Here is a 13,116-nt window from a genome sequence, read left to right as displayed (position 1 = left end):
ACGACCGCGGCCCGTACCGCCGCGCCGGTACGGGCCGGCAGGCACCCGCGCCCTTCCGGTCAGCGGTCCTGGAGCGCGTCCAGGGCCACGGCCTGCGCGACGGCGAGCCGCCGGTCGATGCCGGGCGAGGCGATCTCCAGCACGTAGCGGTCGCGCAGACCGAACTTCTTGTCCACCGACAGCACCCGCTCGTCACCGGCGGTGAAGTCGAAGTGGTACGGCCACGCGAACGGCAGCAGATCGGTGAACGGGACCACGTTCCAGGCCCGCCGCAGCACGGCCACGAAACGGCTGCGTTCCCGTCCGGTCAGCTGCGCCGCACCCGGCTGGTCCACCTGCCAGGTCGAGCGCAGCAGGGAGGCGGCGAACTTCTTGCGGAACGACCCGATGACGTTGCCCGCCTCGTCCGTCACGTCGTAGACGGTCCCGAGGTCGAGGACCTTGCGGGCCTTGAAGGCGCACAGCACCCGCTGCCCGGACTCGTCGGTGTAGCAGGTCACCTGTTCCTTGAACGCCAGGCGCTTCTGCTGGGCGAAGGCGACGACCTCACCCTCGGAGCCGTCCGGCTCCTCCGCGGTCACCACGTACCGGTTGACCGCGAAGGTCACCTTCTGCCGGATGTGGAAACGCTCCTGCGCCTGGAACCGCGAGTTGTCCACGAGTGTTCTCAGTCCTCTTCTGGTTCTGGTGCCTGCGCACCGCTGTGGTGCCGCTCGCTTCGTGCGGGCGCCCCGGGGCCGCTGCCTGTCGTCCTCCGCTTCCGCGGACGTGCGGCGAGGACAGCCGTCCCCCGGAACCTGTCACGCACCGGGACGCCGCCCGGTTCACACGGGCACCGGGCCGCTCCGCCGGCCTGCCCGCCCGTTGCGGGCACACGGCCTGCTCGCGCTCACCGTACCCCTCCTCCGCCCGTGTGGCCGTCACCCGGCGTTGCGCCCGGCATCCGCCGGATGCCGGAACACCTCGTGTGAGCGGGCGGCGACGGGGCACCGGTCCTTGCATGCGTATCGTGGTCACCGGGACGACCGGGAACAGCGGCTCCGCCGTCGCGCGGCGCCCGTGTACCGAGGGCGGGTACGCCCTCACCGGCCCGGCCGCGGTACGGCGGCGCCCGTGACCACCGGCACGGCCCCGGCGCGCCCCGGACCCCCGCCCGCGCTCGCGCTGCTCGCCGCCGCCCACGGCGGGCCGGCCCTGGCCGTCACCGCCATCGCGGGCCTGCTCGCGCTCCGCGGCGACCTGCGCCCGCTCGACACCGCCGTCGTCACCGGGGCGGTGCTCACCGGCCAGCTCACCATCGGCTGGGGCAACGACCTGCGCGACCTCCCGCGCGACCGCGCCGTCGGGCGCACCGACAAGCCGCTGGCCACCGGAGCGCTCCCGGTCGGCCGGGTGGTGGGCGCCCTGGCCGTGGCCGCGCTCGCCTGTCTGGTGCTGTCCGTGCTCGCCGGCTGGCCCAGCGCGCTGGCCAACGTCGTCCTCGTAGTCGGCGCGGGGCACGCCTACAACCTGGCGCTCAAGTCGACCCGGTGGTCCTGGGTGCCGTACGCCGGCGCCTTCGGAACGCTGCCCTCGGTCGTCACCCTGGCCGGCCCCGCCCCGTCCTGGGCACCGCTGTGGACGACCGCCGCCGGCGCCGCGCTCGGCGTCGGGGCCCACCTGCTCAACGCGCTTCCCGACCTCGCCGACGACGAGCGCACCGGCGTCCGCGGCCTGCCGCACCGGATCGGCGAACGCCCCTCGCGCGTCCTGGCCGCCGTGCTGCTGCCCGCCGCCTCGCTGCTCGCCGTGTTCGGCCCCGCCGGAACCCCTCCGGTGTGGGCCTGGGCGCTCCTCGCACCGGTGGCCGTCCTCGCGGTGCTCACGCTGGTCGCCCGCGGCCGCACCCCCTTCCGGGCCGCGGTGGCCATCGCCCTGCTGGACGTCGTACTGCTCGTGGCGGCCGGCTGATGGCGCCGGCACCCGCCCACTGGGACCTCGCGGTGGTCGGCGCCGGGCCGGCCGGTGCCGCCGCCGCCCTGGGCGCGCTGCACGCCGACCCCCACCTGCGTGTCCTCCTCCTGGACCGGGCGGACTTCCCGCGGGACAAGGCCTGCGGCGACGGCGTGGCCCCCCATGTCCTCGACCTCCTCGCCGAGGTCGGCGCCACCGGTCTCGTCGAGGACCGGGTCCCGGTCGGCCGCCTCCGCATCGGCCGCGGCGGCCTGGCCGCCGAGCGGCGGACGGCCCGCCCGGCCTGGGTGGTGCCGCGCCGGATCCTCGACGCCCGGCTGGTCGACGCGGCGCTCGCCGCGGGCGCCCGGTTCCGGCGGCACCGGGTCCGTGAGCTGCGGCGGCGCGCCGGCGCGGTGGTCCTGGACGGGGAGATCCCGGCCGCGGTCGTCGTCGGCGCCGACGGCGCCCACTCGGCCGTACGGCGCGCGCTCGGCCGCCCCCGCGGCCCGTCGGCCCTGGCACTGCGCGGCTACGCCCCGGTCACGCCCGGGCGGCGCGGCGCGCAGGTCATCGAGTTCGGCACCCGGCACCAGCCCTCCTACGCCTGGTCCTTCGACCGCGGTGACGGCCACGCCAACGTCGGTTACGGCGAGGTCCTCCACACCGGCCGTCCGGCACCCACCCGTGCCCAACTGCTCGAACGCCTCGAGGCGCTCCTGCCCGGCGCGGCCGAGGACGGGCGGGACTGGACCGGCCACCACCTGCCGCTGTCGACGGCCCGCTGGCGCCCTCCGGCCGGCCGCGTGCTGCTCGCGGGCGACGCCGCCGGCCTGGTGAACCCGCTGACCGGCGAGGGCATCTACTACGCGGTGGCCACCGGCATCGCGGCCGGCCGGGCCGCGGCTGCGGCCCGGCGCGAGGGGCGGCCCGAGCGGGCGGGGGAGTGGTACGCCCGCGCCACCCGCCGGATCCTGCTGCCCCATCTGCGCCACACCGCCCTGGCCGCCCGCCTGGCCCGCGGCCGCCTCGTCCTCGCGGCCGGGCTGCGCGCCTCGGCCGCCGACCAGCGTGTCTTCGACGACCTCGTCGAGCTCGGCCTCGCCCGGGGCCGGCTCACCCCCGCCGTCGCGTTCGGCCTCGGCCGGGCGCTCCTCACCCCCGACCGCACGACCGGCCGATCCAGGGAGCCAGCATGACCATGCGCGTCCTCAGCGTCCGCGGCGTCCTGCCGGAGCACCGCCACCGGCAGGAGGAGATCACCGAGTCCTTCACCACCACGCTGGTCGAGGGCACCGTCGACCGCGGCGTGGCCGAACGGTTCCACCGCAACGCGTGTGTCGAGACCCGGCACACCGTGCTCCCGCTGGCGGAGTACGCCCGGCTGGGGGACTTCGGCCGGGCGAACGACGTCTTCATCCGGGCCGGCACCGAGCTGGGCGCCCGCGCGGTCGTCGACGCGCTCAAGGGCGCCGGCCTCACCCCGGCCGATGTCGACTACATCGTCTCCTGCACGGTGACCGGTCTGTCCGTCCCCTCGCTCGAGGCCCGTGTCGCGTCGGAGATCGGGCTGCGCCCCGACGTGGTGCGCCTGCCCCTGGTCGGCCTCGGCTGCGTCGCCGGCGCGGCCGGCCTCGCCCGGCTGCACGACCTGCTGCGCGGCCGCCCGGACGGGGTCGCGGTGCTGCTGTCGGTCGAGCTGTGCTCGCTCACGTTCCAGCGCGACGACACCTCCGTCGCCAATCTGGTGGCCGCCGGCCTGTTCGGGGACGGCGCGGCGGCGGTGGTCGCCGTCGGGCCCGAGCACCCGCTCGCGCGGTCCGGGGACCCGGCCCGTCCCGAGGTGCTCGCCTCGCGCAGCCGCCTCTACCCCGACTCGGAGCGGGCGATGGGCTGGGACGTGGGCTCCGGCGGGTTCCGGATCGTGCTCGACACCTCGGTCCCCGACCTGGTGCGCCGTCACGTCGGCGACGACGTCCGCGGCTTCCTCACCGACCACCGCCTGACCGGCGACGACATCGGCTGGTACGTCGCGCACCCCGGCGGCCCCAAGGTCCTGGAGGCGCTGCAGGACGCCCTCGGGGTCGGGCGGGACGCCCTGAGAGTGACCTGGGACTCGCTGCGCCGGATCGGCAACCTGTCCTCCGCCTCGGTACTGCACGTCATGGCCGACACACTCGCCGCCCGGCCGCCCGGCCCCGGCTCCCACGGACTCATGCTCGCCATGGGCCCGGGCTTCTGCTCCGAACTGGTGCTCCTGCGCGCCCCGGGAGGCGAGGGATGAGCGGCGAGGTCCTGTTCACCGTTCTGGTCCTGGCCGTCGGCCTGGAGCGGATCGCCGAGCTGGTGGTGTCCAAGCGCAACGCCGCCTGGAGTCTGGCGCGCGGCGGTGTGGAGTCCGGGCGGGGGCACTACCCGTTCATGGTGGTGCTGCACACCGGCCTGCTGGCCGGCGCGCTGGTGGAGGTGTGGGTGCGCCGGCCGGAGACCGCACCGGTCCTCGCCTGGGCCATGTTCGCCCTCGTCGTGGCCTCGCAGGCGCTGCGCTGGTGGTGCATCGCCACCCTGGGCCGGCAGTGGAACACCCGGGTGATCGTCGTCCCCGGCGCCCCGCGCGTGACCGGCGGCCCCTACCGGTGGATCCCGCATCCGAACTACGTCGCCGTCGTGGTGGAGGGAATCGCGCTCCCGCTGGTGCACTCGGCCTGGATCACCGCGGCCGTCTTCACCGCGCTGAACGCCTTCCTGCTGGCCACCCGGGTCCGGACCGAGAACGCCGCCCTGGCGCGGCTGGCCTGACGGGACGCGGCATGCGCGACACGGACCTGCTCGTCGTCGGCGGGGGACCCGCCGGTCTCGCCACGGCCCTGCACGCGGCCCGGGCGGGGCTGGAGACCACCGTCCTCGAACGGCGCGCCGGCACCGTCGACAAGGCGTGCGGCGAGGGGTTGATGCCGGGGGCCGTCGCCGCCCTGGCCGCGCTCGGCGTACACCCGGCGGGGCACGACTTGCGGGGCATCCGGTACGTCGCCGGGCCGCGCCGGGCCGACGCCGCCTTCCGGGCGGGCCCGGGCCGCGGGGTGCGCCGCACGGTGCTGCACGCGGCACTGCGCGAGGCAACGCTGGCCGCGGGCGTGCGCGTCGAGCACCACACCGTGCGCCGGGTCGCGCAGGACGGGGACGGTGTGGTGGCCGACGGCATCCGGGCCGGTCACCTCGTCGCGGCCGACGGCCTGCACTCGCCGGTCCGCCGGGCCCTGGGCCTGCACCGGCCGTGCCGGGGCCGTCCGCGGCACGGGCTGCGGCGCCACTACGCGCTCGCCCCCTGGAGCGACCGTGTCGAGGTGCACTGGGCCCGCGACGCGGAGGCCTATGTGACCCCGGTGGCCGACGGCCTGGTGGGCGTCGCGGTGCTCACCACCGCCCGCAGGCCCTATGACGAGCACCTGGCGGCCTTCCCCGAGCTGCGGGAGCGGCTGGCCGGGGCGTGTCCGGCCGGACCGGTGCGCGGGGCGGGCCCGCTCCGCCAGACGGCGGGCGCGCGCACCGCCGGCCGGGTGCTGCTCGTCGGTGACGCCGCCGGCTACGTCGACGCGCTGACCGGTGAGGGCGTCGCGCTGGCGCTCGCGCAGGCGCCGGCGGCGGTACGGGCGATCACCGCCGGCGACCCGGGAGCGTACGAACGGGAGTGGCGCCGGCTCACCCGCCGCTACCGCTGGCTGACCCGTGCGCTGCTCGGCACGGCGGGCGTGCCCCGGGCCCGGGCGGCGCTGGTGCCCGCGGCGCAGCGGCTGCCGTGGCTGTTCTCGGCGGCCGTCGACGCGCTGGCGCGCCCGGCGGGGGAGCGGGCCGGCCGGGTGCGGCAGCCGTGCGGGTGACGCTCCCGGCGCCTTGCCCCGGTGCGCCCCGCGGTGTGCCCCGCCGTGCGGTCGCCGCCTGCCGTACGCCAGGCGGTTCACGCGGACGTCCGGGGTGCGTCAGCCCGGCGGGCACGCCGGGCGCGAGTACCTGCCGCAGCCGGAGGCCTGCCGCTGCCGCGGAGCCGTCTCAGGCAGCGCGGGAGCGGAGTTCGCGCCGGCCCAGCTCGTTGATCTCCTCGAGGGACATGCCCAGGCGGGTGCGGAGCAGGTCCACGATCACCCAGTAGCGGGCGGTCTCCTCGGAGAAGCCGCCGAAGTACGCCACGTACCACGGGATCCACTGCAGGAGCCGGCGCACCGACTCCCGCCTCCCGAGCTGATCGGCGTACTTCCCCAGGGGAGCCGGATGGTGGTGCAGGAACCGCCCGCCCGGAAGAGCCGCGCACAGCTTCTGGTAGAAGGCGGTCTGCAGGATCAGCTCGTGCCAGGTCTCATCCACCTCCCTGGTCAGGGGGAGGAAGGTGGCCTCCTCGGCGGAGACGACGTAGAGGAACTTCAGGCACTCTCCGAGCTGGGCGTCGATCTCCTCGCCGGACCGCTCGGGGAAGCGTCTGCGGAGCACGTCCACGACCTCGGGCGGGACGTACGACATCACATCGATCACGGGTGGCTCCTGAGCTCGGGAAGCGGGCGGGGAACGCGGCGGACGGCCACCGCCCGCTCCGGGAAAGTGCTGGCGGCCCGTTATCCGACCGCGGCGTAGCAGCTTTCCGTGACCTCCTCGAGGAGTTCGAACATCTCGTCCTCCACGAGCAGCTCCTGGATCTCGGCCAGAGACATACCGGCCCCTCCCTCTGTTATGACGGCTGGCATAATCGCCGGAGCTCATCGTGGGGCGTGGCCGGGAAACCGTCAAGACCACGGCTTCACGTGGACTCCTCCCGCGCGGCACGCGGCTTCCGCGGAGCCCTCCGCCGTTCGCCGCGGCCCCTTGGCCGCGACCGGACAGGGCTCCGGAGAGCCCCGCTGTCCGAGTGCTCGTCCCCACCCGCCTCCGCCCTCCCCGGGGCCGCGCATCCCGGTGCCCGGGCGACCGGATCCGGGGAGAACCGCGGCCCCGTGTTCACCCGCGTGCGGGGTCGGGGAAGGACCTGTCGCCGAAGAGGACCCGGCCGGCCGCGGCCCGGCCGAGCGGCGTGCGCAGCAGTGTGAAGGCGGCCGCTGCCATAGCCGGTGTCCGCACACGGGCCAGCCCTCTGCGCAGCATGAGCCGTCCTCGGAAGCGGGCACGCAGGGCGGCTCCGTCGTAGGTGGCCGGTATGCCGGGCTGCCCGGTCCGCAGCGCCTCGTCGAGGACCTCGGCCGCGAGCTCCGAAAGCCGCAGGCACGGATCCAGGCCACCGGCGGTGAGCGGGGAGACCGCACCCGCCGCGTCCCCCACGAGAAGCCCGTCGGGGCAGCTGATCCGGCGCAGCACGCCACCGACGGGGATCGGGCCTCCGCGCCGCTCCACCACCTCGGGACGGTCCGCACCGGCCAGTCCGGGCGCTGAGGCGCTGAACCGCTCCAGGGCCCGGCGAAGACCCTCCGGGAAGCGGTCGGCACAGCCTGCGACGCCGACATGGGCGTGCTGCCCGTCGTTGACCACCCAGGCCAGATAGCCGGGGGCGAGCGAGGGGTCGAGCACGCAGTGGAACGTCGGTGGTCCGTCGTTTCCGGGCAGCTCGAAGACCTCCTCGGCGCCGACCAGCAGGTGGTGGTTGCGGTCGAGGCCGAGGTCGCGGGCGACGCTTGAGCGAGCTCCGTCGGCACCGACGACGAAGCGCGCCCGCACCACCGTCGGCCCGTCGCGGCCGGCCAGGTGGAAGGCGCCGCCCTGCCGGCCTGCGTAGCGTGTGCCCAGCACCGTCCGCACGCCGGCGTCGGCCGCGGCGGCGGCCGCCGTTGTGTAGAGCGGCGCCATGTCGCCCACCCGGTACTCGTCGCGGGTGCTGACCAGGCTGACCGGGCGGCGCAGATCGGGGGGGTAGAGCACCACTCTCCGGATCGGTGGGCCGAGGTGCTCGGGGGGCAGCGGGAAGTCGTCGAGCGTCTTCCGCACGAAGATCCCCGTGGTGCGGATCGCGCCGGCGGGACTGGCCCGCCGTTCGACCAGGAGCACGTCGTGGCCCTGCCGGGCGAGGAGTGTGGCGGTGTGAAGGCCGGCCAGCCCGGCCCCGACCACCAGGACATCGGTGCTGGCCGTACCCCCGAGGTGGTGGGAGATGTCGGCTGTCTTCACGGTTCGCTCCCTGTGGAGTCCGTCATCGGTCCGCGTCGGTGCGCAGCAGGCGCCGGCCGCCGACCAGCAGTGCGGCGACGGCCCAGGCCGCGAGGGTGAGCCGCGCCGATGTCGTCGTCACGTCGTCGCTCGGTCCCCCACCGAAGATCAGGTAGAGGGCTCCCGAGCCGGGCATGAGGGTGGAGAGGTCGACGGCCCAGCCGTAGGGAAGCTGCTCCAGCAGCATGGGCAGCACCAGCATGAGCGCGATGACGGCCACCAACCCGCCGGCGGTGCTGCGGAGGGCCAGCCCCAGGCCCACCGCGAGCAGCGCACCGGAGAGGAACACGAAGCCGAGCCCTCCGAGGATCTCCGTGCCGTCACCCGCCGGCAACCCGAGCTCGGGCAGGAGCGTCCACACCGCCACGCTCGCCGCGGCCACCAGCAGCACTCCCAGGAGAGCCGTCGTGGCGGCGATGACGCCGGCCCGGGCGGCGAGCAGGGCACCCCGCCGGGGCGTCCACTGCAGGGTCGGCACGATGCCGCCGGTGCCGTAGTCGGCGGTGCTGGTGACCACGGACATCGCGAGGACCCCGAAGAGCGCGAACATCCCGGTGGCTTGGCCCCTGTCCCAGGCGCTCACGCCCGGGGCCGCGCCGGAGGGCTCGTCGGCGGCGTTGTACCCGATGATCGTGCCGAGGCCGACCACCGCGACCGCGGTCACCACGGCCAGGATCCAGCTGGAGCGGACGCTCCAGATCCGGCTCCACTCCGCCCCGCCGGTGCGGACGAGGACGGTGGTGGTGCTCATCGGTTCGCTCCGTTCGCGATCGGTTCGGGAGTGCGGCCGTGATAGTCGGTGCTGTCCTCGGTGAGGGAGAGGTAGGCGTGCTCGAGCGACTGCTCGACCTCCGCCAGGTGGTGCACGGGTATGCGGAGGGAATGGGCGAGGTCGCCGATCTCGTCGGCGGCCAGGCCGGTGACCTCGAGTTCACCGGGGGCGGTGTGCTCCACGGCACCGCGGTCGGCCAGGGCACGGTGCAGGTCGTCGGCGCGTGGACTGCGGACCCGCACCCGCCGGCCGTCCAGGCCGCGCAGCACCTCGTCGATGCCGGCTTCGCTGATGAGCCGGCCCCGGCCGATGATCACGACGCGGTCGGCGACCAGTTGCATCTCGCTCATCAGGTGACTGGAGACCAGTACGGTGCGGCCCTCGTCGGCGAAGCCGCGGAGCAGGGCCCGGATCCAGCGGACCCCGTCGAGGTCGAGGCCGTTGACCGGCTCGTCGAAGAGCAGCACGGGCGGGTCGCCCAGCAGCGCGGCCCCGATTCCGAGCCGCTGCCGCATGCCCAGCGAGTACCCCTTGATCCGTCGCCCGGCCGCCGCGCCGAGGCCGACCTGGCCGATGACCTCCTCGACCCGCGACACGGGGATGCCGTTGGCGCGGGCCCCGATCCGCAGGTGGGCCCGGCCGGTGCGCCCGGGGTGCATCGCCCCGGCGTCGAGCAGGGCCCCGACCTCGCGCAGCGGCTCGACGAGGTCGGCACAGCGCCGGCCGTTGACGGTAGCCGTGCCGGCGGTGGGCCGGTCCAGGCCCATCACCATCCGCATGGTCGTGGACTTGCCGGCACCGTTGGGCCCCAGGAAACCGGTGACCTTTCCGGCCTCGACGTCGAAGGTCAGGTCGTCGACGGCCAGGACGCCGCCGTAGCGCTTCGTCAGCCCACGTACCTCGATCATCGGTGCCCCCCGTACACGGCCCCGCTCGTGGCGTTCTCGGGTTCCCAGCGCAGCAGGTCTCCCGGCTGGCACTCGAGTGCCTCGCAGAGCGCGGCGAGCGTGGCGAAGCGGACCGCCTTGGCGCGGCCGTTCTTGAGCACTGCCAGGTTGGCGGGTGTGATTCCGACGCGGTCGGCGAGCTCGCCCACGGACATCTTCCGCTTGGCCAGCATCACGTCGATGTCGACGATGATCGGCATCAGATCACCTCGGCCAGTTCGGCCTGCATCCGGGCCGCCTCGACGTCACGCGTGACGGCCTGGGCAAGCAGCATCCGCAGTACGAGCACGATGAGCGCGATCCCGAAGACGGCCAGGGAGACTCCGCACAGCAGGAGCACGACGCCCGGGGCCACGGCCTCGCCCGGCGCGAGAACCACCGCGAGCGCGAACACCAGGAGCGCGGCCGCCACGAACGCGCCGATCACGATGTGCACGTACCGGAAGGCGGCGTGGGAGAACACGGTTCCGCGCCGCACCATCGTCACCAGTCGCCACACGCAGACCAGGACGACCTGGACCGTCACGACGCCCAGGAAGAAGATCACGAGGATCGGGGTGCGCAGATACGCGAACTCCGCGTCGAGTTCCTCCAGGTCGATGGCCAGCAACGGCACCATCACCGTCTGGACGAACGCCGAACCGGCGAGCAGCGCCACGATCACGGCACGCAGCGCAAGCACTGTCAGCTTTCCCATCATCTCTCCCTCTATCGAATTGCGATGGTAATCTATCGATACTCGATAGGTTGAGCAAGGGGAGTCATAGGCGAGGCGGGAAGCCGGTACGGACGCGTGACCTGGTGCCGGCGGCGCCGGACCGATGGTGTGTCTGGGGGCGGGGCAGTGGGGAGGCCGGCCCCTGCCGTGCTCACCCGCCGTCACCGCCGCAGATCTGCCGGGGTCTGCGGCGGCGCGGTTCAGCGGCCGGGCCGGGGCGGCCCCGGGGCGTGCCGGAGCGCTGCCCCGGCCGGGCGGCAGGGGGCAGTCGGCGTAGCTGTGACAGCCGGAGAAGGGTGCGGCGAGCAGGGTGGTGTGGCTGTTCTCGGCATCGCGGTCACGGGAGCGGTGCGGGCGGCGGCGGTGCCGTCGCCGGGCTTGCCACCGCCGTGCGCCCGGACGCGGGGCGGGGCGGTCTGACGAACGACAAGACCGCCGGCGCTGTTCGGGGGGTGGCTCTCGCCCTGCCGGCGGCACTCCGCGTGCCGTCGGCGTTCCGTCCGTCCCGCCCGGCTCGGAGCGGGACGGAGCGGTATTCGGTGAGACCGGGGGAGCAGCCGGCCCGCATCAGGCTGGTCGCCCCGGCGTCTTTCGGGACGACTGCGCCGTGCCGCCTGCCGGCGCGCACGGACATGCGGCAGGTCGCGGGGATGTTCTGCCCGGGTGGAACACCTGACCGGTGGGCCTCAGCCGCCGCACAGCTCGGCGAAGCGCCGCGCGCTGACGTTGCCTCCGGAGAGGATCGCCCCGACGCGGCGCGGGAGCCGTTCGACGCGGCCGGAGAGCAGGGCGGCCAGTGGTGTGGCGCCGCTGGGCTCCAGGACGATCTTCAGCCGTTCGAAGGCGAACCGCATCGCTTCGCGGATCTCCTCGTCGCTCACCAGGGCGATCTCGTCCACCAGGCGCCGGTTGATGGAGAAGGTCAGCTCGCCGGGGGTCTCGGCGGCCTGGCCGTCGGCGATGGTGCGCGGCACCGGGATGGTGACGCGCTCGCCCGCGGCCAGGGAGCGGCGGGTGTCGTCCCCGGCCTCCGGTTCGACGCCGACCACCCGGGTGGCGGGGTGCAGACCCTTGGCGGCGGTGGCGCTGCCGGCCATCAGCCCGCCGCCGCCCACCGGCGCCACCAGGGCGTCCAGCTGCCCGGTCTCCTCGATCAGCTCCAGCGCGGCGGTGCCCTGCCCGGCGATGACGTGCGGGTGCTCGTACGGCGGGATCAGTGCCAGCCCGCGCTCGGCGGCCAGCGCCTCGCCCAGAGCGGTCCGGTCGCCGGTGTAGCGGTCGTAGGTGACGACTTCCGCGCCGTAGCCGGCGGTGGCCTCCATCTTGGACTTCGGGGTGTCCTCGGGCATGAGGATCACCGCGGTGGTGCCCATCTCCCGGGCGGCCAGGGCGACGGCCTGGGCGTGGTTGCCGGAGGAGTAGGCGGCGATGCCCCGGGCCGCCTGCTCCGGGGAGAGCCGGGAGGCGGCGTTGTAGGCGCCGCGGAACTTGAAGGCGCCGACGCGCTGGAAGTTCTCGCACTTGAGGAAGACCTCGGCGCCCACCAGGGCGTCCAGGGTGCGCGAGTGCAGCACCGGGGTGCGGTGGGCGACGCCCTTGATCCGCGCGGCGGCGTCGCGCACGTCGTCCAGGGTGACCGGAGGCCGGTTCGTCATGGTTGCTCTCCTTGCGGGGTGGTGTGGCCGGACCCGGCATCGTCCCGCGCGGACCGGGCGCGTACCTCGGCGAGGTAGTTGTAGGCGGAGGCGCGGGAGATGCCGAGCCGGGCGGCGACCTGCGGGACCGCGCGGCGCACGGCGAACACCCCCCGTTCGTGCAGGCCGGCGAACAGCTCCAGGCGCTCGGCGCGGCCGAGCTCGGCCCAGGGCCTGTTCTGCCGCAGCTGGTAGGCGTCGACGACGGCGTCCACCACGGAGGCGATGTCGTCGCCGAAGGTCGTGGTCGGCACGGCGGCGGGGGCGGTGAGGCCGGCGAGGCCGCCGAGCAGGGCGTGGGCCTGGTTGACCGCGGTGATGTCCAGGTTCACGCACAGGGCTCCGAACACCGTGCCGGCGGAGTCGCGCAGCACCATCGTGGAGGACTTGACCAGCTTCCCGTCACGGGTGCGGGTGACGTAGTTGAGCTCGTCGCGCGCCTGGTCGCCGCGGGCGAGGATCCCCATGCCGATCTCGCTCATCGAGCCGCCGACACCGCGCCCGGTGACCGACTCGGCGATGGCCACCACGGAGCGCTCGGGGCGGCGGAAGTCGTGCACGACCACCTCGCAGAACGACCCCAGGGTCGCGGCGATCCCGTCGACCACCGGGGCCAGCGCGGCGATGATCGCGTCCTGCTCCCGGACCGACGCCTCACACGCCCCCCGCGACTTCCCGCGCCCCGCCTCCGCCGGGCGGGAGGGCGGCACCGACGCACCGGGCCCGTCCGCTCCCGGCCACCCGTCGCCGGTGTGCCGCCCGCCGGGGCCGCGATCGGGGGACGGGCCGGGTGGCATCGGTCCTCCAGCTTGTCAGGGCCCTCCGGGCCGAGATCTTGGACGTAAAGTACATCGACTGGACAGAAAATCCAAC

General features: G+C 74.8%; 14 protein-coding genes. 5 read left to right on the top strand and 9 right to left on the bottom strand.

The window, feature by feature from the left end:
• Positions 1 to 59: 59 nt before the first annotated feature.
• The gene (locus V1L54_RS11725; protein WP_330117878.1) at positions 60 to 659 is read right to left on the bottom strand and encodes an LURP-one-related family protein; all 600 of its coding nucleotides are present in this window, start codon (positions 657 to 659) and stop codon (positions 60 to 62) included.
• Positions 660 to 1,113: 454 nt separating this feature from the next.
• Between V1L54_RS11725 and V1L54_RS11720 the strand changes: the two genes are divergently transcribed.
• Genes V1L54_RS11720 through V1L54_RS11700 form a run of 5 tightly spaced genes read left to right on the top strand, consistent with a single transcriptional unit; the run spans position 1,114 to position 5,810 of the window.
• Complete coding sequence (locus V1L54_RS11720) at positions 1,114 to 1,950, top strand: UbiA family prenyltransferase (RefSeq protein ID WP_330117877.1); 837 nt, start codon at positions 1,114 to 1,116, stop codon at positions 1,948 to 1,950.
• Positions 1,950 to 3,131 carry a geranylgeranyl reductase family protein gene (locus V1L54_RS11715; RefSeq protein WP_330117876.1) on the top strand — a complete coding sequence of 394 codons (1,182 nt, stop codon included), beginning with the start codon at positions 1,950 to 1,952 and terminating at the stop codon, positions 3,129 to 3,131. The genes V1L54_RS11720 and V1L54_RS11715 overlap by 1 nt, the downstream gene beginning before the upstream one ends.
• A complete protein-coding gene (locus V1L54_RS11710; RefSeq protein ID WP_330117875.1) occupies positions 3,128 to 4,216 on the top strand; it encodes a type III polyketide synthase in 1,089 nt (362 codons plus the stop codon). The genes V1L54_RS11715 and V1L54_RS11710 overlap by 4 nt, the downstream gene beginning before the upstream one ends.
• Positions 4,213 to 4,731 (top strand): isoprenylcysteine carboxyl methyltransferase family protein, encoded by a 519-nt coding sequence (locus V1L54_RS11705; RefSeq protein WP_330117874.1) that lies wholly within the window; start codon positions 4,213 to 4,215, stop codon positions 4,729 to 4,731. The genes V1L54_RS11710 and V1L54_RS11705 overlap by 4 nt, the downstream gene beginning before the upstream one ends.
• Positions 4,732 to 4,742: 11 nt before the next feature.
• Entirely contained in the window at positions 4,743 to 5,810 is a 1,068-nt protein-coding gene (locus tag V1L54_RS11700) for an NAD(P)/FAD-dependent oxidoreductase (RefSeq protein WP_330117873.1), read from the top strand.
• Between the two features lie 169 nt (positions 5,811 to 5,979).
• Here the strand turns inward: V1L54_RS11700 and V1L54_RS11695 are convergent, their stop codons facing one another.
• The 8 genes from V1L54_RS11695 to V1L54_RS11660 all read right to left on the bottom strand — a co-directional run bounded on the left by V1L54_RS11695 (position 5,980) and on the right by V1L54_RS11660 (position 13,040).
• Positions 5,980 to 6,456: a UCP032817 domain-containing protein gene (locus V1L54_RS11695; protein ID WP_330117872.1), complete on the bottom strand. Its 477-nt coding sequence runs from the start codon at positions 6,454 to 6,456 to the stop codon at positions 5,980 to 5,982.
• Between the two features lie 459 nt (positions 6,457 to 6,915).
• Complete coding sequence (locus V1L54_RS11690; protein ID WP_330117871.1) at positions 6,916 to 8,073, bottom strand: FAD-dependent oxidoreductase; 1,158 nt, start codon at positions 8,071 to 8,073, stop codon at positions 6,916 to 6,918.
• Positions 8,074 to 8,095: 22 nt separating this feature from the next.
• Entirely contained in the window at positions 8,096 to 8,863 is a 768-nt protein-coding gene (locus tag V1L54_RS11685; protein ID WP_330117870.1) for a hypothetical protein, read from the bottom strand.
• Positions 8,860 to 9,792 carry an ABC transporter ATP-binding protein gene (locus V1L54_RS11680; protein ID WP_330117869.1) on the bottom strand — a complete coding sequence of 311 codons (933 nt, stop codon included), beginning with the start codon at positions 9,790 to 9,792 and terminating at the stop codon, positions 8,860 to 8,862. The genes V1L54_RS11685 and V1L54_RS11680 overlap by 4 nt, the downstream gene beginning before the upstream one ends.
• On the bottom strand, positions 9,789 to 10,031 hold the full coding sequence (locus V1L54_RS11675; RefSeq protein WP_330117868.1) for a helix-turn-helix domain-containing protein: 243 nt from the start codon (positions 10,029 to 10,031) through the stop codon (positions 9,789 to 9,791). The genes V1L54_RS11680 and V1L54_RS11675 overlap by 4 nt, the downstream gene beginning before the upstream one ends.
• Positions 10,031 to 10,528: a DUF2975 domain-containing protein gene (locus tag V1L54_RS11670; RefSeq protein ID WP_330117867.1), complete on the bottom strand. Its 498-nt coding sequence runs from the start codon at positions 10,526 to 10,528 to the stop codon at positions 10,031 to 10,033. The genes V1L54_RS11675 and V1L54_RS11670 overlap by 1 nt, the downstream gene beginning before the upstream one ends.
• Before the next feature lie 707 nt (positions 10,529 to 11,235).
• Positions 11,236 to 12,204, bottom strand: coding sequence for a threo-3-hydroxy-L-aspartate ammonia-lyase (locus V1L54_RS11665; RefSeq protein WP_330117866.1), 969 nt, complete (start codon positions 12,202 to 12,204; stop codon positions 11,236 to 11,238).
• Positions 12,201 to 13,040: a helix-turn-helix transcriptional regulator gene (locus V1L54_RS11660; RefSeq protein WP_330117865.1), complete on the bottom strand. Its 840-nt coding sequence runs from the start codon at positions 13,038 to 13,040 to the stop codon at positions 12,201 to 12,203. The genes V1L54_RS11665 and V1L54_RS11660 overlap by 4 nt, the downstream gene beginning before the upstream one ends.
• Between the last annotated feature and the right edge of the window lie 76 nt (positions 13,041 to 13,116).

The sequence above is a fragment of the Streptomyces rubellus genome, assembly GCF_036323805.1.
In the GTDB taxonomy this organism is placed as follows: Bacteria; Actinomycetota; Actinomycetes; order Streptomycetales; family Streptomycetaceae; genus Streptomyces.
This window is presented reverse-complemented; position numbering and strand designations above follow the sequence as displayed.

Bases quoted from the DNA above. Each gene is read 5' to 3' on its own strand.
- V1L54_RS11715 (WP_330117876.1), top strand. From the start codon at position 1,950: ATGGCGCCGGCACCCGCCCACTGGGACCTCGCGGTGGTCGGCGCCGGG.
- V1L54_RS11710 (WP_330117875.1), top strand. From the start codon at position 3,128: ATGACCATGCGCGTCCTCAGCGTCCGCGGCGTCCTGCCGGAGCACCGC.
- V1L54_RS11705 (WP_330117874.1), top strand. From the start codon at position 4,213: ATGAGCGGCGAGGTCCTGTTCACCGTTCTGGTCCTGGCCGTCGGCCTG.
- V1L54_RS11700 (WP_330117873.1), top strand. From the start codon at position 4,743: ATGCGCGACACGGACCTGCTCGTCGTCGGCGGGGGACCCGCCGGTCTC.
- V1L54_RS11685 (WP_330117870.1), bottom strand. From the start codon at position 8,863: ATGAGCACCACCACCGTCCTCGTCCGCACCGGCGGGGCGGAGTGGAGC.
- V1L54_RS11680 (WP_330117869.1), bottom strand. From the start codon at position 9,792: ATGATCGAGGTACGTGGGCTGACGAAGCGCTACGGCGGCGTCCTGGCC.
- V1L54_RS11675 (WP_330117868.1), bottom strand. From the start codon at position 10,031: ATGCCGATCATCGTCGACATCGACGTGATGCTGGCCAAGCGGAAGATG.
- V1L54_RS11670 (WP_330117867.1), bottom strand. From the start codon at position 10,528: ATGGGAAAGCTGACAGTGCTTGCGCTGCGTGCCGTGATCGTGGCGCTG.
- V1L54_RS11665 (WP_330117866.1), bottom strand. From the start codon at position 12,204: ATGACGAACCGGCCTCCGGTCACCCTGGACGACGTGCGCGACGCCGCC.
- V1L54_RS11660 (WP_330117865.1), bottom strand. From the start codon at position 13,040: ATGCCACCCGGCCCGTCCCCCGATCGCGGCCCCGGCGGGCGGCACACC.